At 42.3% G+C, this 22,696-nt stretch carries 28 protein-coding genes; 25 read left to right on the plus strand and 3 right to left on the minus strand.

The features are described from left to right. The first annotated feature begins 21 nt into the window (after nt 1-21). The 12 genes from alaS to mtnN all read left to right on the plus strand — a co-directional run bounded on the left by alaS (nt 22) and on the right by mtnN (nt 10,522). Nucleotides 22-2,649 (plus strand): alanine--tRNA ligase, encoded by a 2,628-nt coding sequence (gene alaS / locus AB5N96_RS02335; protein WP_499704554.1) that lies wholly within the window; start codon nt 22-24, stop codon nt 2,647-2,649. A gap of 74 nt (nt 2,650-2,723) precedes the next feature. Continuing rightward, on the plus strand, nt 2,724-2,999 hold the full coding sequence (locus AB5N96_RS02340) for an IreB family regulatory phosphoprotein (protein ID WP_204590239.1): 276 nt from the start codon (nt 2,724-2,726) through the stop codon (nt 2,997-2,999). Further along, nucleotides 2,992-3,411, plus strand: coding sequence for a Holliday junction resolvase RuvX (ruvX, locus tag AB5N96_RS02345; RefSeq protein WP_204590238.1), 420 nt, complete (start codon nt 2,992-2,994; stop codon nt 3,409-3,411). The genes AB5N96_RS02340 and ruvX overlap by 8 nt, the downstream gene beginning before the upstream one ends. A gap of 10 nt (nt 3,412-3,421) precedes the next feature. Then, complete coding sequence (locus AB5N96_RS02350) at nt 3,422-3,733, plus strand: DUF1292 domain-containing protein (RefSeq protein ID WP_204590237.1); 312 nt, start codon at nt 3,422-3,424, stop codon at nt 3,731-3,733. Nucleotides 3,734-3,835: 102 nt separating this feature from the next. After that, on the plus strand, nt 3,836-4,954 hold the full coding sequence (gene mltG, locus AB5N96_RS02355) for an endolytic transglycosylase MltG (RefSeq protein ID WP_499704555.1): 1,119 nt from the start codon (nt 3,836-3,838) through the stop codon (nt 4,952-4,954). Nucleotides 4,955-5,058: 104 nt separating this feature from the next. Beyond that, entirely contained in the window at nt 5,059-5,691 is a 633-nt protein-coding gene (locus AB5N96_RS02360; protein WP_499704556.1) for an O-methyltransferase, read from the plus strand. Nucleotides 5,692-5,696: 5 nt separating this feature from the next. Continuing rightward, entirely contained in the window at nt 5,697-6,623 is a 927-nt protein-coding gene (locus AB5N96_RS02365; protein WP_204590234.1) for a peptidase U32 family protein, read from the plus strand. A 12-nt stretch (nt 6,624-6,635) separates the two neighbouring features. After that, the gene (locus tag AB5N96_RS02370) at nt 6,636-7,889 is read left to right on the plus strand and encodes a peptidase U32 family protein (protein ID WP_499704557.1); all 1,254 of its coding nucleotides are present in this window, start codon (nt 6,636-6,638) and stop codon (nt 7,887-7,889) included. Next, nucleotides 7,886-8,518: a uridine kinase gene (gene udk, locus AB5N96_RS02375; protein WP_204590232.1), complete on the plus strand. Its 633-nt coding sequence runs from the start codon at nt 7,886-7,888 to the stop codon at nt 8,516-8,518. The genes AB5N96_RS02370 and udk overlap by 4 nt, the downstream gene beginning before the upstream one ends. Nucleotides 8,519-8,560: 42 nt before the next feature. Further along, nucleotides 8,561-9,034, plus strand: coding sequence for a transcription elongation factor GreA (gene greA, locus AB5N96_RS02380; RefSeq protein WP_204590231.1), 474 nt, complete (start codon nt 8,561-8,563; stop codon nt 9,032-9,034). 122 nt (nt 9,035-9,156) lie between these two features. Further along, nucleotides 9,157-9,819, plus strand: a complete 663-nt coding sequence (locus AB5N96_RS02385) for a YrrS family protein (RefSeq protein WP_204590230.1) — start codon at nt 9,157-9,159, stop codon at nt 9,817-9,819. A gap of 13 nt (nt 9,820-9,832) precedes the next feature. Next, entirely contained in the window at nt 9,833-10,522 is a 690-nt protein-coding gene (gene mtnN, locus AB5N96_RS02390) for a 5'-methylthioadenosine/S-adenosylhomocysteine nucleosidase (RefSeq protein ID WP_204590229.1), read from the plus strand. Between the two features lie 473 nt (nt 10,523-10,995). Here mtnN and AB5N96_RS02395 read toward each other — a convergent pair whose 3' ends face one another. After that, nucleotides 10,996-11,262 carry a hypothetical protein gene (locus AB5N96_RS02395; protein WP_239584886.1) on the minus strand — a complete coding sequence of 89 codons (267 nt, stop codon included), beginning with the start codon at nt 11,260-11,262 and terminating at the stop codon, nt 10,996-10,998. 241 nt (nt 11,263-11,503) lie between these two features. Next, the gene (pssA, locus tag AB5N96_RS02400) at nt 11,504-12,043 is read right to left on the minus strand and encodes a CDP-diacylglycerol--serine O-phosphatidyltransferase (RefSeq protein ID WP_204590228.1); all 540 of its coding nucleotides are present in this window, start codon (nt 12,041-12,043) and stop codon (nt 11,504-11,506) included. 82 nt (nt 12,044-12,125) lie between these two features. Between pssA and AB5N96_RS02405 the strand changes: the two genes are divergently transcribed. From AB5N96_RS02405 to AB5N96_RS02460, 12 genes are read left to right on the plus strand one after another with little or no spacing between them, the layout of a single operon-like run. Further along, on the plus strand, nt 12,126-12,905 hold the full coding sequence (locus AB5N96_RS02405) for a phosphatidylserine decarboxylase (protein WP_499704558.1): 780 nt from the start codon (nt 12,126-12,128) through the stop codon (nt 12,903-12,905). A gap of 36 nt (nt 12,906-12,941) precedes the next feature. After that, nucleotides 12,942-13,463: a YqeG family HAD IIIA-type phosphatase gene (locus AB5N96_RS02410; RefSeq protein WP_499704559.1), complete on the plus strand. Its 522-nt coding sequence runs from the start codon at nt 12,942-12,944 to the stop codon at nt 13,461-13,463. Further along, a complete protein-coding gene (gene yqeH, locus AB5N96_RS02415; protein WP_499704560.1) occupies nt 13,463-14,563 on the plus strand; it encodes a ribosome biogenesis GTPase YqeH in 1,101 nt (366 codons plus the stop codon). Before AB5N96_RS02410 ends, yqeH begins: the two co-directional genes overlap by 1 nt. Before the next feature lie 3 nt (nt 14,564-14,566). Further along, the gene (aroE, locus tag AB5N96_RS02420; protein ID WP_499704561.1) at nt 14,567-15,361 is read left to right on the plus strand and encodes a shikimate dehydrogenase; all 795 of its coding nucleotides are present in this window, start codon (nt 14,567-14,569) and stop codon (nt 15,359-15,361) included. Nucleotides 15,362-15,372: 11 nt separating this feature from the next. Then, complete coding sequence (gene yhbY, locus AB5N96_RS02425; RefSeq protein WP_499704562.1) at nt 15,373-15,669, plus strand: ribosome assembly RNA-binding protein YhbY; 297 nt, start codon at nt 15,373-15,375, stop codon at nt 15,667-15,669. 2 nt (nt 15,670-15,671) lie between these two features. After that, nucleotides 15,672-16,247 (plus strand): nicotinate-nucleotide adenylyltransferase, encoded by a 576-nt coding sequence (locus tag AB5N96_RS02430; RefSeq protein ID WP_499704563.1) that lies wholly within the window; start codon nt 15,672-15,674, stop codon nt 16,245-16,247. Further along, nucleotides 16,231-16,788 (plus strand): bis(5'-nucleosyl)-tetraphosphatase (symmetrical) YqeK, encoded by a 558-nt coding sequence (gene yqeK / locus AB5N96_RS02435; protein ID WP_499704564.1) that lies wholly within the window; start codon nt 16,231-16,233, stop codon nt 16,786-16,788. The genes AB5N96_RS02430 and yqeK overlap by 17 nt, the downstream gene beginning before the upstream one ends. A 15-nt stretch (nt 16,789-16,803) precedes the next feature. Further along, the gene (rsfS, locus tag AB5N96_RS02440; RefSeq protein ID WP_204590221.1) at nt 16,804-17,157 is read left to right on the plus strand and encodes a ribosome silencing factor; all 354 of its coding nucleotides are present in this window, start codon (nt 16,804-16,806) and stop codon (nt 17,155-17,157) included. Continuing rightward, nucleotides 17,157-17,879 (plus strand): class I SAM-dependent DNA methyltransferase, encoded by a 723-nt coding sequence (locus AB5N96_RS02445; RefSeq protein WP_499704565.1) that lies wholly within the window; start codon nt 17,157-17,159, stop codon nt 17,877-17,879. The genes rsfS and AB5N96_RS02445 overlap by 1 nt, the downstream gene beginning before the upstream one ends. A gap of 27 nt (nt 17,880-17,906) precedes the next feature. Then, complete coding sequence (locus AB5N96_RS02450; protein ID WP_499704566.1) at nt 17,907-18,533, plus strand: helix-hairpin-helix domain-containing protein; 627 nt, start codon at nt 17,907-17,909, stop codon at nt 18,531-18,533. Nucleotides 18,534-18,586: 53 nt separating this feature from the next. After that, on the plus strand, nt 18,587-19,147 hold the full coding sequence (locus AB5N96_RS02455; RefSeq protein ID WP_204590218.1) for a ComE operon protein 2: 561 nt from the start codon (nt 18,587-18,589) through the stop codon (nt 19,145-19,147). Then, on the plus strand, nt 19,107-21,413 hold the full coding sequence (locus tag AB5N96_RS02460; protein ID WP_499704567.1) for a DNA internalization-related competence protein ComEC/Rec2: 2,307 nt from the start codon (nt 19,107-19,109) through the stop codon (nt 21,411-21,413). The genes AB5N96_RS02455 and AB5N96_RS02460 overlap by 41 nt, the downstream gene beginning before the upstream one ends. Before the next feature lie 17 nt (nt 21,414-21,430). Here the strand turns inward: AB5N96_RS02460 and AB5N96_RS02465 are convergent, their stop codons facing one another. Further along, nucleotides 21,431-21,565 carry a YqzM family protein gene (locus AB5N96_RS02465; RefSeq protein WP_204590216.1) on the minus strand — a complete coding sequence of 45 codons (135 nt, stop codon included), beginning with the start codon at nt 21,563-21,565 and terminating at the stop codon, nt 21,431-21,433. Nucleotides 21,566-21,673: 108 nt separating this feature from the next. Between AB5N96_RS02465 and holA the strand changes: the two genes are divergently transcribed. Next, a complete protein-coding gene (gene holA, locus AB5N96_RS02470; RefSeq protein ID WP_204590215.1) occupies nt 21,674-22,678 on the plus strand; it encodes a DNA polymerase III subunit delta in 1,005 nt (334 codons plus the stop codon). Nucleotides 22,679-22,696: the final 18 nt, after the last annotated feature.

Below are 22,696 nucleotides of genomic sequence, written 5' to 3' on the forward strand. Positions count from 1 at the left end.
AAAATTTAAGGAGGAACACGTATGAAACAACTTTCAGGAAATGATATCCGCAGACTGTATCTTGAATTTTTTATTGAAAAGGGGCACCAAGTAGAGCCGAGTGCACCGCTTGTTCCAATCAATGATCCGTCACTTTTATGGATTAACTCAGGTGTCGCGACACTGAAGAAATATTTTGATGGCCGAGTCGTTCCGGAAAATCCACGTATCACAAATGCACAGAAATCAATTCGTACAAATGATATTGAGAATGTCGGAAAGACTGCGCGCCACCACACTTTCTTTGAGATGCTTGGGAACTTTTCGATTGGTGACTACTTTAAAAAAGAAGCAATTCATTATGCTTGGGAGTTTTTGACGGACAAAAAATGGATGGGCTTTGATCCGGAACTGCTATCTGTTACCGTTCACCCCGAGGATGAAGAAGCGTATGCGATTTGGAAAGATGAAGTTGGCGTTCCAGAAGCGCGCATTATTCGATTAGAAGGGAACTTCTGGGATATTGGAGAAGGCCCGAGTGGACCAAACTCTGAAATTTTCTACGACCGCGGAGAGCAGTATGGAAATGATCTTGAAGATCCAGAATTGTATCCGGGTGGAGAGAACGAACGTTATTTAGAAATTTGGAACTTGGTATTTTCTCAGTTCAATCATAATCCTGACCACACATATACGCCACTTCCAAAACAAAACATCGATACAGGTATGGGGCTTGAGCGTATGGCATCGGTTGTGCAAGACGTACCAACTAACTTTGATACAGACTTGTTCATGCCGATCATTCAGCAAACGGAACAGATCAGCGGTCAGAAGTACGGAGAATCGAAAGACAAAGACGTGGCGTTCAAAGTCATCGCTGACCATATTCGCACAGTAGCATTCGCCATTGGAGATGGTGCGCTTCCATCAAATGAGGGACGCGGGTATGTTCTTCGCCGTTTACTACGTCGTGCAGTTCGATTTGCAAAACAACTAGGCATTGAGAAGCCATTCTTGTTTGAACTTGTACCAGTAGTTGGCGAGTTGATGGTAGTATTCTACCCAGAAGTGAAACAAAAAGAGGCATTTATCATGCGCGTAATCAAGACAGAAGAAGAACGTTTCCATGAAACATTGGCAGACGGCTTGTCCATCTTGTCTCGTGCTGTCACAGAACAGCAAACGCAAGGCTCAACAGTTGTACCAGGGGCGACAGTATTCGCACTGTATGATACGTATGGCTTCCCTGTAGAACTTACAGAGGAGTATGCTGAGGAAGCAGGTATGACAATTGATCGCCCAGGCTTTGAAAGTGAAATGGAAGGCCAGCGCAGTCGTGCACGTGCAGCGCGTCAAAATGTAGATTCTATGCAAGTGCAGTCCGAAGTCTTTGCGTCAATTCACGACGACAGTGAATTCATTGGCTACGATCAACTGAAGACACTTGGAAAAGTCACGACAATTGTTCTAGGAGCGGATAAAGTAGAATCAGCTACTGAAGGCGATGAAGTGAAGCTCGTTCTAGACCGTACTCCGTTTTACGCTGAAAGTGGTGGGCAAATCGCAGATATCGGGAAAATTTCAAACGATCACTTCTTAGGACGCGTAAAAGATGTGCAAAAAGCGCCAAACGGACAAAACTTGCATTCGGTGATCATCGAATCAGGTGAACTTCGAGTGGGTATGGACGTAACGGCTGAAGTAGATCCAGAACTTCGTCAAAAAACTATTAAAAATCACTCGGCAACACACTTGTTACACCAAGCATTGAAAGATGTTTTAGGAACACACGTCAACCAAGCGGGTTCCTATGTTGGACCAGACCGTTTGCGTTTTGACTTCTCACACTTTGGTCAAGCGACGAAAGAAGAGCTTGAGCAGGTGGAGCGCATTGTGAACGAGAAGATTTGGGAATCCACACCTGTTATAACAGGTTTCCATTCAATCGATGAGGCAAAACAACGCGGTGCTATGGCACTATTCGGCGAAAAATATGGAGACATCGTACGCGTTGTAGAGATGGGTGATTACTCATTAGAACTGTGTGGAGGATGTCACGTATCCTCAACTGCTGAAATTGGTATATTCAAAATTCTCTCTGAAGGCGGTATTGGAGCAGGTACACGACGCATTGAAGCGGTCACTGGACAAGCTGCTTACGAAGTAATGAAAGACGAAGAGGCACGATTGCAACAAGCTGCTGCTCTGATTAAAGCGCAACCACGTGAAATTGTAGCAAAAGTAGAGGCACTACTTGCTGAAGTGAAGAACCTTCAAAAAGAAAATGGCTCACTATCTGCTAAACTTTCAAGCAACCAAGCAGGAGAATTGTTATCGTCTGTTCGTGACGTCAATGGTGTTTCTGTATTGACTGCAAAAGTGGAAGCAAAGGACAATAATCAATTGCGTCAACTCGTCGATGATTTGAAACAAAAACTTGCTTCAGGTGTCGTCGTACTAGGTGCTGTTGCAGGTGAAAAAGTCATGATTGCTGCGGGTGTGACAAAAGATATCGCAGGTGAACGCGCGCACGCTGGGAACATCGCGAAGCATGTGGCGGAACTGTGTGGCGGAAAAGGTGGAGGACGTCCAGACTTTGCTATGGCTGGTGCGAAAGATGGTTCGAAGCTCCAGGACGCACTCAAATCCATTGACGAACTAGTGAAATAAGTTCCTTCTTCATCGGTCATGGGGTATACTAAAAGTACAGTTCCATGAGTTGGACAGGAAGGGTGTTGAATACTATGGATTCCTTTGACAAAACAATGAAATTTAATGTTCAAGACGAATCAATGGAAGAGGATGTCAAACACGTCATGCTACATGTGCATGATGCGCTTGAAGAGAAAGGGTACAACGCGGTCAATCAAATCGTTGGGTATTTGCTTTCTGGAGATCCTGCTTATATTCCACGTCATCAAGACGCCCGAAATGTCATCCGCAAATTAGAGCGTGACGAAATTTTAGAAGAACTAGTTCGGTTCTATATCCGACATACAAATGAGGGCAAAGATGCGTAAAATGGGTTTAGACGTCGGTACACGTACGGTGGGTGTTGCAATCAGTGACGCCCTCGGGTGGACCGCGCAAGGAATCGAGACGATTAAGATTCATGAAGAAAACGAGGAGTTCGGTATTGAGCGATTAGCGGAACTCATTCGTGAGTATACTGTGACGGAAGTCGTGATTGGGTATCCGAAAAATATGAATAACACCATCGGACCACGGGCTGAAGCTAGTGAGCGTTTTGCAGAGCTAATTAAAGAAACATTCAATCTTCCTGTAGTATTATGGGATGAGCGACTGACGACAATGGCTGCAGATCGCATGCTGATCGACGCTGATGTGAGCCGAAAAAAGCGTAAGCAAGTCATTGACAAAATGGCGGCTGTCATGATCCTTCAAGGATATTTAGACAGTAAAAATCGATGAGGTGAAGAAAATGGAACATGGTCAAGAACATATCACAATCGTTGACGAAAACGGCAACGAGCAACTTTGTAACGTATTGCTAACATTTGAATCAGATGAATTTGGAAAATCCTATGTACTTTACTACCCAGTAGGTGCAGATGCAGAAGATGAAAATGAAGAAATCGAGATCCACGCTTCTTCATTCGTTCCTTCAGAAGACGGGACGGACGGCGAACTTCTTCCAATCGAAACGGATGAAGAATGGGATATGATCGAAGAGACGCTTGGTGCATTTATGGACGAGCAAGAAGACGACGAATACGGAATTCAAGAACAATAATAGGAGTGATGCCGTCTCTATATATAGAGGCGGTTTTTTTCATGTGTGGACGCCTCTGTGATTTTTCTAGTATACTATTTGAAGATAAAGGGGGAAGCCCAAGTGCCAAACGGAAGTAAAAGAGAAATTATGTTTGAAAAAATGAAAGAAAAGAAGAAAGAAGTGAAGATTGTACGTCGAATTGTCTTTGCTGTCGTACTCATTTTACTCATTGTCGGTGGAATCGGTGGATATTCTGCATATAACTACGTTATAGATGGTCTATCTCCGTATGACGAGACAAATGAAGACCCGATTGCTGTCTCGATTCCAATCGGCTCTGGTATTGACACAATTTCACAAACGCTTGAAGACAATAATGTCATTCGAGATGCGCGAATCTTCAAGTACTATGTCAAATTTAAAAATGAATCCGACTTTCAAGCCGGTGACTATACATTGACACAATCGATGACTCCCGATGAATTGATTGAAAGTTTAAAATCTGGTCGTATTTATAGAGAACCTGTGTTCACGATGAACATACCAGAAGGATTAACTCTTGAACAGATTGCAGACGTTATTGAAGCACGTACCAATCATTCAGCAGAAGATTTCTTTGCACTCGTCACTAGTGAAGAATTTGTCGAGCTTGCACGTCAACAATTCCCAGACTTGCTGACAGATGAAATAGTTGCAGAAAACGTTCGCTACTCACTTGAAGGATATTTGTATCCCGCTACGTATCCATTCTATGAAGAAAACCCAAGTATGGAGACCATTGCTTTCGCCATGTTACAAGGTACACAAGACAATATCCAACCCTATCGTGAGATTTTGGCTGAACGTGGCCAGTCCATCCATTGGTTGTTGACGTTTGCCTCGCTGTTAGAAGAGGAAGCGACTGCACAAACGGACCGTAAGACAATTGCCTCCGTATTCAATAATCGCTTAGAAATCGATATGCCTCTTCAAACAGATCCAACAGTTCTTTACGCACTAGGTGAACACAAAGACCGCGTGCTCTATGCGGATCTTGAAGTTCAAGATCCTTATAACACCTATGTCAACCGTGGATTGCCACCTGGTCCAATTGCGGGAGCTGGACGAGCATCTCTTGAAGCAGCAATGGATCCATCAAGCTCTGAGTATTTATACTTCTTAGCAGATCCTTCCGGGACGAATCATTTTGCAGTGACATATGACGAACATTTGGCAAACATTCAAGAATATTTACGTTAACGATAGACTATCCACTTTAGCTAGTGGATAGTTTTTCTCTGTCATGGTATGATAAAAATTGAATTTTTTTTGCACGACTTCCCAGTAGAAAGAGGGAGACATGAATGAAAACAGACGACTTTCAACAGCTGTTCAGCTTACCTCGAACAGCGTTTTTTCATGAGATGGAACAGTACGCAGACTTACATCACGTACCCATCATGCGACCAGAAGGAATGGACACATTGCTTCATCTGTTGCAGCTTCAAAATGCACAAACTGTTTTTGAAGTGGGGGCAGCGATTGGCTACTCAGCACTGCGCATGGCAGCAGCGAATCCAAAGCGGACAATTACAACCATCGAACGAGATGCAGACCGGTATGAGACGGCGAACCAATTCATTGCAAAAAGCGAGCATGCACAGCAAATTTCTCTTTTTCACGCAGACGCTTTAGAAATGGATCTGAGTGAGTTCCCTGAACAGTCATTTGATGCTCTTTTTATTGATGCAGCAAAAGGACAATACCAATTGTTCTTTGATCGGTACGCGCCGTTAGTCAAGAGTGGAGGCGTCATTTATAGCGACAATATCTTTTTAAATGGGTTGACTCAAGTGCCTATAGAGCAAGTGCCGAGACGAAAACGCACGATGGTTCGCAAATTGCATTTATTTGCTGAACATTTGCGAACAAACCCCGATTATGACAGTCAGTTCTATCCGATAGGCGATGGACTATTAGTAAGTATTAAGAGGTGAGTACGATGTTAACTGAACTAGTTGTAACGCCAAAATCTGTACAACATGCATTTAAACTTCTTGATGCAGGAGCAGATGCAGTTGTTGTAGGTGAAGAGCATTTTGGCCTCCGTCTTGCAGGAGAATTCTCCCTGAGGGACATTGAAGAGATTACACTTTATGCGCATACATTGTCTAAAAAGGTCTATGTATCAATGAATGCACTGTTTCATAACGACCGAGTGGATGCGCTTGCACCCTACATGCGCAAATTAAATGACATAAAAGTGGATGGCATTTATTTTGGAGACCCGGCTATCATCATGACACATCGAGAAATCGACAGTGAAGTACCGCTCATTTGGAACCCCGAGCAGACAGCAACGAACTACTTTACAGCGAACTACTGGGGTGAACGAGGGGCAACGCGCACATATCTTGCACGTGAGCTGAGTTTAGACGAACTGATTGAAGTAAAAGAAAATGCAGAGGTATCTATTGAGATTCAAGTACATGGAATGAGTTGTATGTTCCAGTCCAAGCGTCCACTTCTTGGTCACTATTACTTGCATGAAGGAAAAGCACTTCCTATTGAGAATCGGGAACAAAAAGATGCGATGTTGCTTTATGATAAAGAGCGTGAAAATCGCTATCCAATCTATGAAGATCTGAACGGCACGCATATTTTTTCACCGAACGACATGTGCATGATTGATGAGCTAGAAGAAATTCTAGAAGCGGAAATTGATGCCATTCGCATTGAAGGAATTCTACATAGCGAGGCCTATACAGTTAAAGTGACTAAATTGTACAGGAAGGCTCTCGATCTCTACAAGGAATCACCGAAACTATACCGACAGCAGAAGAATGAACTTTTTAAACAACTTGAAGAAATGCAGCCGTCGCATCGTCCACTCGACACAGGATTTTTCTTCAAAGAGTCAGTGTATTAAGGAGGAGATCAAATGGCAGTCATGGAAAGTGAACTACGAAATGGCAAACGAGTCATTACAAAAAAGCCCGAATTACTTGCTCCTGCTGGCAATCTTGAAAAGTTGAAGATTGCGGTTGAATACGGAGCAGATGCAGTGTTTATAGGTGGGCAAGAATACGGACTTCGATCGAATGCAGGAAATTTTACGATTGCCGAGATGAAAGAAGGCGTAGAGTACGCAAAGAAATTTGGTGCGAAGATTTATGTCACGACGAATATCTTTGCGCACAATGAAAATATGGATGGATTGATAGAGTACTTGCAAGCTGTTGAAAGTACGGGTGTAACGGGGATTATCGTCGCTGATCCATTGATTATTGAAACGTGCCGAAACTATGCTCCGAAACTTGAATTGCATTTAAGTACACAACAATCCTTATCCAACTGGAAAGCTGTGCAGTACTGGAAAGACGAAGGATTGCACCGAGTAGTTCTCGCTCGTGAGACTACTGCAGATGAAATTGCACTCATGAAAGAAAAAGTCGATATCGAAATTGAAGCGTTCATTCACGGAGCCATGTGTATCGCTTATAGTGGACGTTGCACACTGTCCAATCACATGACTGCTCGTGATTCAAACCGGGGTGGTTGCTGTCAGTCCTGTCGCTGGGACTATGTACTACAGAATACGGAAGCGGAAAAAGTAGACGACTTCACTACACCTTTTGCGATGAGCCCGAAAGATTTGAAATTAATTGAATCTATTCCGCATATGATAGAGCTAGGAATCGATTCGTTAAAAGTAGAAGGACGCATGAAGTCGATTCATTATGTAGCAACAGTCGTACAAGTCTACCGCAAAGTAATTGATGCATATTGCGCAGATCCAGATAATTTTACGTTTGATCCAGAATGGGTCTATGAACTCGATAAATGTGCCAATCGTGAGTCGGCTTCTGCGTTTTTTGAAGGAGAACCTGGACATGAACAACAATTATTTGGTGTGCACAGCCGCAAAGTTACACACGACTTTGTAGGTCTTGTGGTAGACTATAACGAGACGTCTCAGACCGTTACCTTAGAGCAGCGAAATTATTTCAAGCCTGGTGATGAGATTGAGTTTTTTGGGCCACAAATCGACAATATAAAATTGATTGTACCACCAATCTACGATGAGAAAGGCAATGAACTAGATGCTGCACGTCACCCACTGCAAAAAGTTACGTTCCATTGCCCTGTCAAAGTACACCCGAACAATATGATGCGGAAGAGGTTAGTAAAGTGAAAAGACCATTAGTTATCGGAATTGCTGGCGGTTCCGGTTCTGGAAAAACAAGTGTAACAAATGCCATTTATGAAGCGTTCAAAGATCACTCAGTAGTTGTGATTCAACAAGATTTTTACTACAAAGACCAGTCGCATCTGGAGTTTGAAGAGCGTTTGAAAACTAATTATGATCACCCATTAGCATTTGATAATGATTTATTGATTGACCATGTGAATCATTTACTTGAACGTAAAGGGATTGAAAAACCAGTGTATGACTATGCACGTCATACGCGTTCGGATGAAACAATCGTGATCGATCCAAAAGATGTCATTATTTTAGAAGGGATTCTAGTTTTAGAAGATGAGCGTCTTCGCGACTTGATGAATATTAAACTATACGTAGATACAGATGCAGATTTACGTATCATTCGTCGTATATTACGTGATATTCATGAGCGTGGGCGCACAGTAGAATCCGTGGTTGAACAATATTTGAATGTCGTTCGACCGATGCATAACCAATTTATTGAACCAACAAAACGCTATGCAGATGTCATCATTCCAGAAGGTGGCCAAAATGAAGTAGCTATTGATTTAATGGTTACGAAAATTAAGGCTATTCTTGAAAGTAATGGAATTGTATAATAGGATGATACAAGTTACATAAGACAGAAGGAGTGTATAGGAATGTCAAATGACAAACAATATCCGATGACGCTTGCAGGTAAGCAAAAGTTAGAGGAAGAATTAGATAGTTTAAAAAATGTAAAACGTAAAGAAGTTGTTGAGCGTATTAAAGTAGCACGTGACTTCGGAGATTTATCCGAGAACTCAGAGTATGATGCAGCGAAAGAAGATCAAGCATTTGTCGAAGGTCGTATTTCACAATTGGAATCTATGATTCGCAATGCAGTCATTATTGAAGAAGATGCAAACGATGACACAGTTTCACTTGGGAAAACGGTTACATTTATCGAAATCCCAGACGGAGACGAAGAAACGTATACAATCGTTGGTTCAGCTGAAGCAGATCCATTAGAAGGATTAATTTCAAATGATTCTCCAATTGCACGAGGCTTACTTGGCCGAACAATCGGAGAAAATGTAAAAATCATGACTCCTGGTGGAGAAATGGACGTTAAGATCGTATCAATTTCGTAATTCTAGACTGCTTGGCAGCTTTGACGCTGTCAGGCAGTTTTCGCTTTGTCAGGGCCTCAGTTGATTCTCATCCCGATTATTAGTAAGATGAAAAAAGATTGTAGCAATGAGGAGTGAACTAAATGACGCAAGAATTTTCTAGACGTGCGCAAATGAAAAAGAAAAAACGCGCGAATTTACTTATAAATTCATTACTAGCTGTAGTTGGCTTACTGATTATTATTACATTAGCAAATTTACTTTCTTCAAACGACGACACCGCTGTGGAAGCTGATCCTGGAGATGAGCAACAGCAAGTGACGGATGAGGGCCAACAAGACGTTGAGTCAGAAGATACCGCGGGTGCTGAAACGACAGAGGAATCTGAAGCGACAGATGAAGCAGAATCTACTGAAGAAACAGAAGCAACAGAAGAAGATCAAACAGATACTACTGAAGAACAAGCGGAAGTAACGACTGAACCGTCAACGGACCCTATTGTGGATGAAGTCATCGTGAATACAGCTTGGCAACCGGTAGGAACAACGCAAACTGGTGAACATGTCTCGAGTTACACGAAAGGGACAGTCGATTGGGATGAAAAAATCAAAGCCCTTCAGTATGCATCTGGTCTTTCGGCTGATAACATGTACACGATTTTCTTAGGCAATGGGGGATCCCCGCAAAAGTCAATTGGCACAGTTACATCAAAAGACAAATCAGAGATGTATCGTATTTATTTAGAGTGGGTCGATGGCCAAGGTTGGAAACCGACAAAACTCGAAAAGTTGAATCAGTTACCATAACGGAGGAATGACAATGAAAGTAGCAGTTATCGGTGCGATGGAGCAAGAAGTTGAACACTTGCGTGCAGTGCTTTCGAATGCATCAACGGAAACAATTGCAAACAGTGAATTCACTGCAGGCACATACGGAGCACATGAATTGATTTTAGTGAAAAGTGGCATTGGTAAAGTGAATGCAGCGATGACGACTTCAATTTTACTAGAAAAATACTCGCCGGATGTGGTCATTAACACGGGCTCTGCAGGTGGCTATGACCCATCTTTACAAGTGGGGGACATTGTAGTATCTACAGAGGTCCGTCATCACGACGTTGACGTCCGTGCCTTTGGTTATGAAATGGGTCAAGTCCCTGGTATGCCAGCAGCATTTACAGCAGACGCAAGCTTGATCGAAAAAGCACAAGAGGCGATTGAAGCTGTGGGCATTCATTCAGCAACAGGTCTAATTGCAACAGGAGATTCATTCATGCATCTCCCAGAACGTGTCAAAGAAACACGCGAACACTTCCCGACAATGGCAGCCTGTGAGATGGAAGCAGCCGCTGTTGCGCAGGTTTGTCACCAATTCGGAACTCCATTTGTAGTAATTCGCGCATTGTCTGATATCGCAGGCAAAGAATCGCCAATGAGTTTTGACGAATTTTTACCGACAGCAGCAAAAAATTCTACGGAAGTTGTGCTGCGGGTAGTGAGTTCACTTTAATTTATGTAGCCCTACACCCAGCTCGTCATTGTCCTGTGGAAGTTTCACCGAGCCTCCTCACATCGACTTCGTCTAGTTGCGGGGTCTCGGCAAAACTTCGATTGCACGGGAAATGACGTCCTGGCTTCCGGGCTCTTCGGAAAACATTATGATCATAGAATTTCTTTTTTAGTTGTATGATCGATTGTTAGTGGAGTGTAATGAAGGTGTTGACTCCAGTAGGGTCAAAGTCGGAACGTGAGACCCCGCAGGAGCCTGTGACGAGGAGGCTCACGCCGCGCCTACGGAAAGCAACACCGTAATGGAACTCCACTTGTTGAAAAAATCAGTATCTTCTCTCGAACGTACTCGTGAGAAGATACTGATTTCATTTTGTTTTAGCCTGTTGATTATTTTTTTGACTTCAATACTTGAAACAATTTAATCAATGCACGTTTTTCAATTCGAGAAACATAACTTCGCGATATTCCTAACTATTCAGCTAATGCTACTTGTGTCAAAGGGGAATAATGAAATAAGCCGTAGCGATGTTGTATGATTTCAGCTTCTCGCTCATCTAGCAGATGCATCCACTTATAGAGATGATGCGTCAACTCTTTAAAAGCTAATTGGTCATCTACTGGTAGGTCATTACTAGGTAAAATATCCGCAAGCGTGAGTGTTCCTCCCTCTACATCTTGCCCCATCTGATCATTGAGAGAAGTCTCTTGTTCATGCTTTTTAATTTTACGAAGATGCATCAAAATCTCATTTTCGATACAGCGTGCTGCGTCATCGCTTTTGTGCATCAAGTCAAAGAGTTGTTGTTCTTTCTCTGGAGGAAGTGGTTGTTCGAATGCTTGACTTCGGATATAGCCAAGCGCGAGAGGGAGATGGGCGAGGGAACTGAGGACGATGGATAATCAGTGCATAGAATTGCCTCCTTGAAAGAGTCTATGCAAAAGACGAAATGGGCATAACAAAACCCGCTACAAGAGCGGGTTAGATTTTTCGTAGTGAAAGTGTTGAAATCATCATGAAAGATAAGATAATCATGAAGAATAGATAGACAACAGGTGATACATAAGGTACAGCGAAGTAACTAAGAGTTAATACAACCCCTGCTGCTGTAATTGGTAGACCTGTAAAAAAGCCGTTGGATTCTGAAATGTTAAAGCGCGCCAAGCGAAATGCACCAGAAGCAATGTAGATGACAGTAACGACCATGGCCAGAGTGCCCAACTCATTTGTCGCGTATGCATAAATAAGTAGTGCAGGTGCGATACCGAACGAGATAACATCACTCATAGAGTCAAGCTGTTTTCCAAGTTCCGATTCAATGCCAAGTTTGCGTGCTGTCATCCCGTCAAAACGATCTAAAAGTCCGGCGATAAAAATAAATAGGACGGCAAGTGCAAAATGGTCATTCATCGTCACCAAAATGGCTGCTCCACCAAATGCCATGTTCAATATGGTCAAAAGGTTTGCAGCTTGGCTTTTCAGCCGAGACAAACGTTCAATTGTCGATTCAAATAAGAACACTATGGTTTCCCCTCACATATAGTTTATCCTATAAGTATACGCTAAATAGTTGGAAATTAATAGAGAGAAAGGTTCGAAATCCGTGAAAACTATAATCTATCAAAAACTAATTGAACTGACAAACAGACCAAGCACGTCGCTTATTCTAAAGCGATTTACACAGTCAAGTGTCAGCAAATTCATGATCCCTTCATATAAAAAGACATTCAAAATTGATGCCAATCTTGCAGTGAAACCGATGCATGAGTTTTCATCTTTGCATGATTTTTTTACACGCCAATTAAAGGAAGAAGTTCGCCCGATTGACACAAATAAAAAAACAATCGTGAGTCCAGTAGATGCTAAAATCGAATCCTTTGGTACGATTACGCCAACAGGCACATTTTCAGTTAAAGGACAGGAGTATTCCATTGACAGATTGCTGGCAAAACCATCCCTTACAGAGCGCTTTATCGGTGGGCAGTATGCTGTGCTGTATTTAAGCCCTGCGGATTATCACCGTATACACGCCCCGTTATCTGGGGAAATCACGGATCAATTCATATCAGGTGGATTTTCGTACCCAGTGAACAAGCTAGGTCTTCAATATGGTAAGAAACCCTTGAGTGACAACTACCGTATCATCTCCATTTTAGAGAATGCCGGAAGCGCTTTTGCAGTCATTAAAGTCGGTGCGATGTTTGTAAATTCGATCGAGTTAGTGAAAACTGATTCACTGTGGAACAAAGGTGAAGAAGTTGCTTATTTCGCATTTGGCTCGACGGTCGTATTACTGACAGAACCAAATTGCGTGAACTGGCGAGATTCTGTGGTGAACGGCGCAAAAGTACAGGTAGGAGAGCCCTTGGCGGATATGCTATAATGGCGAAAGAGTACGTAATAGAGTGGAGTGTAGTACGTGTTAACTAATTTTATTCCTTCTGAGTTTGTGAAGAGCGTTTTTCAAATCACACCAGAACAGTTAAAAGAGCAAGGTATTAAAGGAATCATTACGGATCTTGATAATACGCTTGTTGAATGGGATCGTCCAGATGCAACACCGCAACTCGTGGAGTGGTTTGCAAGTATGCAACAAGCGGGGATTCAAGTGACGATTGTATCCAATAACAATGAACTGCGTGTGAAGTCGTTTGCAGATCCTATGCAAATCCCTTTCATTTATAAAGCGCGTAAGCCGTTCCGAAAAGCTTTTTTAACAGCTTTACGATTAATGGGATTGAAGCGCGAAGACGTGGTAGTTATCGGAGATCAACTATTAACGGATGTACTTGGTGGAAACCGTTTGAAGTTGCATACAATTTTAGTTATTCCAGTAGCAAAATCTGATGGATTCGTCACTCGTTTCAACCGACTAGTCGAGCGACGCATCTTTAGTTATTTAAAAAGCAAAGGTCATATTATGTGGGGAGATGAAGCCTGATGGAAACAGTACAATGTATCGGGTGTGGCGTTCTCATCCAAACCGAAGATCCAACCAAACTAGGCTATGCCCCGGCATCTAGTCTTGAGAAAGAAGAAGTAATTTGTCAGCGTTGCTTTCGATTGAAAAATTACAACGAGATTCAACCCGTCGAATTGACAGACGATGACTTTTTAAAAATCCTAAACGGCCTAGGTGATCAAAAAGGATTGATTGTTAAAATCGTTGATATTTTTGATTTTAACGGTAGTTGGTTGCCTGGTTTGCACCGTTTCGTTGGCAATAACCCGGTGCTCTTAATTGCGAACAAGGCAGATTTACTGCCAAAGTCCGTAAAGAAAAACAAAGTGATTAACTGGCTAAAACGAGAAGCTAAATCCCTCGGTCTTCAAGCAGCTGACATTCTTCTTGTAAGTGCTGCAAAGGGCCAAGGTATGGTAGAGGCAATGGATGCGATCGAGCAATTACGTAAAGGTGAGAATGTCTACGTAGTCGGGTCAACCAATGTCGGTAAGTCAACGTTTATTAATCGGATTATTAAACAAGCGACGGGAGAAGAACAAGTCATCACGACTTCTCAATTCCCAGGTACAACGCTTGACATGATTCAAATTCCAATGGACGATGGGAAATCGATTTGTGATACACCGGGTATCATCAATCACCATCAGCTAGCGCATTATGTCGATCCATCAGAGTTGAAGCTGATTTTACCGAAAAATGAAATCAAACCAAAGGTGTACCAGTTAAATGCAGAACAGACATTGTTTATTGGTGGGCTTGCTCGCTTTGATTTTATTCAAGGAGACCGTTCGGCATTCACTGCGCATTTATCGAATCAGCTAACGATTCACCGAACAAAACTTTCGAACGCAGATGCGTTATATGCCGATCATAAAGGAGAATTACTATCTCCTCCTGGAAAAGACCATGCAGAGAAGTACCCAGAACTTGTGCGTCATGAATTTTCTATTAAGAGTCCCAAAATGGACATTGTATTCTCAGGACTAGGTTGGATCACGTGTCAGACGGGGAATGTTGTAGTAGCTGCTCATGTACCTAAAGGAGTTGCGGTGATGGTTCGTCCATCACTCATTTAATTTATGAAAAAGTGGTACGCAGTTATCGGCAACCCTATCCATCATTCGATTTCACCAAGGATGCATGAGATCTGGTTTCGTACACACAACATTGATGCATCTTATGTGCCAATTTTAGTTGAGCATGATAGACTCGAACAATCTGTGGAATCCCTCTTTTTACTCGGATGCAGTGGGTTCAATGTCACAGTACCGTTTAAAGAAGCAATCATGCCGTTTCTAGAGGAGTTGGACCAATCGGCACGCTCAGCGGGTGCTGTGAATACTGTGGTACGTACACAAACCGGCTGGAAAGGGTACAACACAGACGGTCGTGGCCTTTTAGCATCTATTCCTAATCTATCGCAGTCAACACGAATCTTACTTATTGGAGCGGGGGGAGCTGCCAAGGGAATCGCAGCAGCTCTATCCGATTTACACATTCGTGATGTGACGATTTGCAACCGTACTTTGGAAAAAGCAACGCAACTTGCTAACAAATACAACGCTAAAGTGTTGGATATGTCAGAAGTTCCAGCAAAATTACCAGAGTTCGATTGTGTGATTCAAACAACTACTGTAGGTATGGACAGCGAAGAGTCCCCACTTTCGAATCCGATTTGGACGTCGGAGATGGTGGCTGTTGATATTATTTACTCACCACCACAAACAGAATTTTTGAAACAAGCGAATAGTCAAGGCGCCTTTACAATGAATGGATTAGCCATGCTCATTGGACAAGGGGCGCTTGCTTTTGAATTATGGACAGGTATAAAGCCAGATCAAAAAGAAATAGTACAGACGATTTTTTCGTCCTAAAGGAGATTTATATGTTAACAGGTAAACAAAAACGTTTTTTACGTAGCGAAGCACATCATTTATCACCCATTTTCCAAGTAGGAAAAGGTGGCGTTAATGAACAATTGATTCACAGCGTTCAGGAAGCTCTGGAAGTTCGTGAATTGGTGAAGATTTCTATTCTGCAAAATTGTGAAGATGACAAATATGAAGTGGCGGAGACATTAGCAAATGAAACAGGTGCGCAACTTGTTCAGTTAATTGGACTTACTGTCGTACTTTATAAAGAGTCTCATAAAAATAAAAAACTCATTTTGCCACGCGCTTAATTATGAAAAAAATCGGTATACTTGGGGGCACATTCAATCCGCCGCATATGGGCCACCTATTGATTGCAAACGAAGCAAAACATGCCTTACATCTTGATGAAGTGCATTTTATGCCGGCCGCCCAGTCGCCCTTTAAAAATAAGAATCAACAGGTGACAGACAATCATCGTCTTGAGATGGTCCGTCTGCTATCTGCCTATCTCCCAGATTCCAATGTGGAAACGATAGAGCTGGAGCGTGGTGGACTGTCCTACACGTTTGATACGTTAAAGCAATTGACTGAAATGAACCCGACAACCGAGTATTCGTTTATTATAGGTGCTGATCAAGCTGAAAAGTTAGCTGATTGGTATTGCATTGATGAATTGGTTCATTTAGTAAATGTTGTCGTTGTTCCGAGACCAGGATATACTGTGTCAACACCGTATAAAGTAACGACATTGTCGATTCCGCAATTGGAAGTATCTTCAACAGAGTTAAGAAAAAGACTCGCTCAAGGTGAAACTACTCGCTTTCTATTACCAGAAGACATTGCACGTTATTGTGAAAGGAACGATTTGTATGTGGACGAAAGATGAATGGTTTCCAATAATCCAGAGTCGCATGACAGAAAAACGGTATTTGCATACGTTAGGTGTAGCAGAAACTGCTATGGAACTTGCCAAGATATATGCGGAGGACGTTCAAAAAGCAGAAATCGCTGGACTTCTTCATGATATTTGTAAATATGCCGATAAAGCTTGGATGGCAGATCAAATTAAAGCACATCATTTGGACGCGACTTTACTCGACTTCCATCATGAGCTGTGGCATGGACCTGTGGGGAGTGTAGTGGCACGAGATGAGTTCGGAGTAGAAGACGAAGATATACGAAATGCGATTCACTACCATACATCAGGTCGTGCGGGCATGTCGAAGCTTGAAAAGATTATTTACGTAGCAGATATGATTGAACCGAACCGGAACTACCCAAAAGTTGAAAAACTCCGAGAACTCGGACACAAAGATCTAGAACTCGCGATGCGTTACGGAGTGCGTCACACACTCCAACATTTGATAAAACAAAAGCAAACGGTATATCCTGATTCACTATTTTGTTATAATGCTTGTTGGACATAAGAAAGGGAAGATGAAATGAATTCTGAGAATCTAATGAAATTAACAGCACAAGCTGCTGATGATAAAAAAGCACAAGATATCGTAGTATTAAATATGCAAGGCGTATCGCCAATCGCAGATTACTTTGTCATTTGCCATGCAAACTCAGACCGTCAAGTACAGGCGATCGCAAAAGAAATCAAAGATAAAGCTGAAGAGCAACAGATTCACGTGAAACGCATGGAAGGCTATGATGAAGGCCGCTGGGTTCTTATTGACTTAGGCGATGTTGTCGCACACGTATTCCATCGTGATGAGCGTGACTATTACAATTTAGAACGTTTATGGGGCGATGCACCAATCGAATTCGTCCAATTAGCTGCTGAGTGATGTACGAAAAGTTTGCGAGCGTCTACGATGAATTGATGGCAGACATTCCATACGAAAACTATTTAACTTGGATCTTGCATGAAGCAGGACCTCTACAGGAGAAAACAATTGTTGACCTAGGGTGTGGGACTGGAACGCTTTCCATTCCGCTTGCTCATATGGGAGCAGACGTACATGGAATCGACCTTTCTCAAATGATGATTGAACAAGCGAAAGCAAAGGCCCAAGAAGAACAAGCAGCCGTTCATTTTTTACAAGCTTCGATGGCAGACTTCACAGCAGCACGTCCAGCTGACGTAGTTGTCATTGCTGTGGACTCACTCAACTATCTTGTAGATGAAGAGGAAGTAGTCAAAACGCTTCGAGCCGCTTTTCATGCGCTGCAACCAGGGGGCCATTTGTTTTTTGATGTGCATTCGACTAAAAAAATCGAGGCTTACTTGGACGGCCCATTTATTTATGAAGATGAAGATGTCGCGTATTTATGGAGTACGGAACCAGGTGAAGAAGACCATTCTGTATACCATGACATCACTTTTTTTGTGCGAGCAGAAGATGGGCGCTATGAACGGTTTGAAGAGCATCATTATCAACGCACCTTTGAAATAGAGATGTACAAGCAGTGGATTCATGAATTAGGATTTTCAAACTGTCTAGTGGACGATTCTATTTTTGGAGGAGATCACAAAGGTCTTCGCTATTTTTTCCATGCGACGAAATAAAACTTTCCGTCGATCGGGGTTTGGAGTATGATGGAACTACTCCTACGATTCCCCGATGTATGGGAGGTTTTTTCTATTCAAACAAAACGTCTGCATCGATCGACTGCTTACGTAGTGATCGCTATAACCATTCTTCTAAGTATTCTTCTAGTTGTATTCTTCACGAAACCCTCACAACAGTCACAACTCATGCCTCTTCAAACACACCCAACAGAACCTGAGCAACAAGATGAACCGCAAGAATCACTTTATTTAATCGTCGAAATCAAAGGTGCTATTAAACAACCCGGCGTCTATGAATTACCAAATGGCAGTAGACTTGTTGATTTGATAGTAAAGGCGGGGGGTCTACTCGCTGAGAGTGACAACAAGCAAATCAATCAAGCAGCCTTATTGTCGGATGCTGAATCAATCTACGTACCTGTCATTGGAGAGACGCTGGCAGTGAATGAAGAAGAGGAGAAACTGGTAGAATTAAACACGGCTGAGCTTGCTGAACTTCAAACATTACCTGGGATTGGACCCGCTAAGGCACAGGCGATTCTAGTTTTTCGAGAGCAAACTCCATTTACATCAATTGAAGAGTTAAGTTTAGTGGACGGGATTGGTGACAAGACGCTGGAACGACTTCGCCCCCTCGTTTACGTAAAATGAGTTGACGCACTTCAAAAACTATAGGTACACTGATAACAAAAGGGGGAATCGTAATGGAGCGAATAACGTGGGATCAATTTTTTCTAGCACAGTGTCATTTGTTAGCATTGAGAAGTACATGTACAAGACTAGCTGTTGGTGCGGTTATAGTAAGAGATCGTCGCATCATTGCTGGGGGCTATAACGGGTCTATTTCTGGTGGCGATCACTGTATCGATCAAGGGTGTTATGTGATTGATAACCATTGTGTACGCACGATTCATGCGGAAATGAATGCTTTGTTACAGTGTGCGAAGTATGGGGTCTCAGTCAGTGGGGCTGATTTATATGTGACGCATTTTCCGTGTCTACCGTGTACAAAATCCATTATTCAGTCCGGTATTCACCGCTTGTACTATGCGGCGGATTATAAAAACAACAGCTACGCGATTGAACTACTTGAACAAGCAGGTGTAGAAGTAATACATGTGCCGTTTGATGCGCGGAAGATTGATTTCTTGGCGATGGAAAAAGAGAACTTGACCCGTTCACTTCTCGAAGAGTTAGCTCTACATACTGATCAAGAAAAGATTGATGCATACACGAAGAAAGTGGATGCTTTATTTGCAAAATAACTGGATTTATTGTGCGTTTGCAGCCGTCATTGGCTGCTTCGCCATCTTTTCAAGCATTTGGTTCGTGCTACTAGGAGTAGGTTTAGCTATTTTTTGCTTCTTTCGCATAAGTAAGAGAGCGGCAATTGTTGTCAGTGGTACGCTGTTCCTCTTCATGTGGATGGTCTCAGAAAGACTGCCAGTCGAAACGATTGAAAGTCAGCAGCTTGGAACTGTCACATCTCTATATAAACAACAAGGAGATCGTTTCGCAGCATTTATTAAAGTGCAAGAGGGTCCACTTATTTACGTTTCGTACACTCTTCCAGATGAAGAGACGGCACGAGTTTTCAAAGAGACAAACTGGACAGGAATAGTAGTGGCACTTGAACTTGAACGGCAACCTGAAAGGTTACAGAGTCACCCGTTCGAATTTCAATTTGATGACTATTTACTCTCTAAAGGAGCGCAAGGTGCTTACAAAGCACTTACACTTCAACCGTATTCCCCAACCACCACCCTCACTTGGCAAATGAAGCGAAAGGTTTCCTCCATACGACTTTTCATCCAGCAATCGGTCGTTACCAAAGTACCGGTAGAACTTCAAGACGAAGTGCTAGCTTTAACCATAGGAGACCGCTCTCTCGGAGATCAAGATACCATTCGTCTGTATCAACGCTTAGGTCTTTCTCATCTTTTTGCAATCTCTGGGTTACATATTGCGTTATTGACAGGTGCCCTTTATGGTGTTTTGCTTGCAGCAGGAGTGAGGTTGCGCATGATTTATATTCTGATTTTAAGTTTTCTACCGTTTTATATGGTGTTAGCTGGAGGGGCTCCCTCTGTAATTCGTGCATGTTTCATGGTATTTATAGGAACAGTCTTACTGATGAAAAAAATCAAAGTGACTAGTCCGGATCTTATTTCCTGGGTATTGCTGATCACACTAGCCTATTTTCCATTTTTCGCGCTTCAGCCGGGGTACCAATTATCATTTATCGCTGTATTTAGCTTGATTTATTCAACGAAACTTATGGCGTCTTCGTCTTATTTACTTTCCACATTCTTTACAACTGTCATCTGTCAATTAGCAGTGCTTCCTATCGTACTTTACCATTTTCAACAACTCTCCTTGATTTCGTTCGTAATTAACATACTAGCGATTCCACTCTTTACATTTCTCATTTTGCCCGTCAGTTTTTTTTATGTACTGTGTGCTATTCTTCCAATTAACTTCCTTCCATTCGTTGATTCCTATACGCGCATCCGATCGACTATTCAGCTTGTATTTCAATGGTTTTCTGAACTCCCATTCGTCACATGGACGCCTCCAGCACTTGAAAGTTATTTTCTTATAACTCTAGGCGTCTGCATAATGACATTTTTACTGTGGGAGAGACGAGGTGTGTTAGCTCTACCGTTTATTCTTGTAGTATCAATTGGTTGGCATGTACTCCCGTATTTCAATGACCAGGCAAAACTATCTTTTGTCTATGTTGGGCAGGGGGATAGTACATTTATACAATTACCAAACCGAGACTTTACCCTATTGATCGATGCGGGGGGTAGGGTAGCCTTCGAGAAGGAGCCTTGGCAAGAGCGAGATAGCTACGAAATAGGACGATCTATCGTTTCTCCCTATATTCGGTCATTTGGCGTATCCACCATTGACTTGTTTATTTTGACACACGCGGATGCGGATCATACAGAAGGTGCAGAGGAACTCGTCGAAGATTTTCATGTCCGACAAATCTTAGTGCCTGTTGGAGTACTAGAGTTACCAGAACTCGAGCAGCTAAGACAAAGTGCAGAAGCTAAAAAAGTACCGATTTATGAAATTGAAGAAGCTGTCAGTATACAGATAGGGGATTCTAGGATTTATGTGTTGCCGGTAGAGGGACCTTACAAAGGGAATGACAGTTCACTCGTCACTGTAGTAGAGGTGCTTCATCAAAAAATTGTATTGCCTGGCGATTTGGAAAAGGATGGTGAACAGTGGATGGTAAGTCGGTACGGAGAGTTGCTCATGAATGCCGACTTGTTAAAGCTTGGACATCATGGAAGTAAAACCTCTACAACGCCCGCTTGGCTAGATGTTATAAACCCGAAATATACAGTGGCAAGCGCAGGGAAAGACAATCGATATGGACATCCACATGAAGAGGTTCTTAAAGAATTAGTAGCCCGACAAATTCCGATACGAGGAACGTATGAAGGCGGGACGATAGAAGTAATAATCTCTCGGAAGGGTGTGGAATGGAAGACAAACAAAAAAGACGCCAAGTAATGGCGTCTTGTGTCGTCTTATTGAGCGACGAATTGTACGACTACTGCGATTAAGAACATGGTTGCGAAAAATACAAAAGAGGCCACAAAACCTATTCCTGAGTCAATCGCGTCGTTGCGTTTGGACTGTACGTTGTGTTCAAATTCGTTCATTTAAACCCCTCCTCTGTCTTTTTAAGTATAAACAATCTAGTACAAAAAATCTACATACAATGATGTGAACAATTTTTGTATAATAAAGAAGAAGGAGAGGTGTCTCTCATGATTACAAAACAGTGGCAAGCTCTAAACAAAGAGCCACTTGCGCCTTTTTATGTGATTGTCGGTCAGGAAGGCTATTTACGGGATGAAACAGTCAAACGCATTCAGGCTCGAGTCGATCCGGAAGAATGGTTTGTACTAGATTTAGAGCAACAGTCGATTGAAGATGTGATGCTCGAAACCGATACTATTCCATTTTTTGCAGAAAAAAAGGCAATTATCGTGCATAACCCTCAGTTCTTGAGAGCTGCGGTGAAAGACAAAGAAAAAGAAAAGAAAGACATATTTCCACAAAAACAATTTCTCAATTGGTTAGATCATCCTTCAGAAACTGCAGTCGTCGTGTTCGTTGCGCCATATGAAAAACTAGATGATCGAAAAAAGGTGGTCAAAGAGCTTCGTAAATCAGCAGTTGTCATTGAAGCAAATCCGTTATCGGAAAGTGACCAAAAAAGTTGGGTGCTCTCGCAATTTAGAGCACATGGCAAAGCGCCGACAGATGAATTGATCGATTGGGTAGCTGCTGTTCCGTTATCACTGTCGTTCAAACGTAATGAAATTGCAAAAGCAGCGCTCTACGTTTCAGACTCTGAAGAAGTGACATTTGACGATTATCAACAAGTTGCATCGCCAGTCCTTGAAGACAATGTGTTTGCATTAACAGAAGCATTTTTGCAATCTAATCGTGAGAAGGCGGTAACACTTTACAATGAGTTGTTAAAACAAAAAGAAGAACCACTTAAGCTTGTGGCACTTTTAGCGGGACAATTGCGATTATTGATTCAGGTGGGGTACTTTAAAAAGATGGGCTATCCGAATACGCAAATAGCCGGTCAAGTCAAAGCGCACCCTTACCGCGTCAAACTGATGATGGAACATCCTTTAGTTGAACAAGAAGAACTTCTTGTAGAGAAATTGAAACTGTTAGCAGAAGTAGACATGCAACTAAAATCATCACACATGAAAAAAGAACGAATTTTAGAACTCTACTTATTAGCAAATTAAACAGAAAGAGCTGTCCCC

The organism is Chryseomicrobium imtechense (assembly GCF_041475995.1).
GTDB lineage: Bacteria > Bacillota > Bacilli > Bacillales_A > Planococcaceae > Chryseomicrobium > Chryseomicrobium aureum.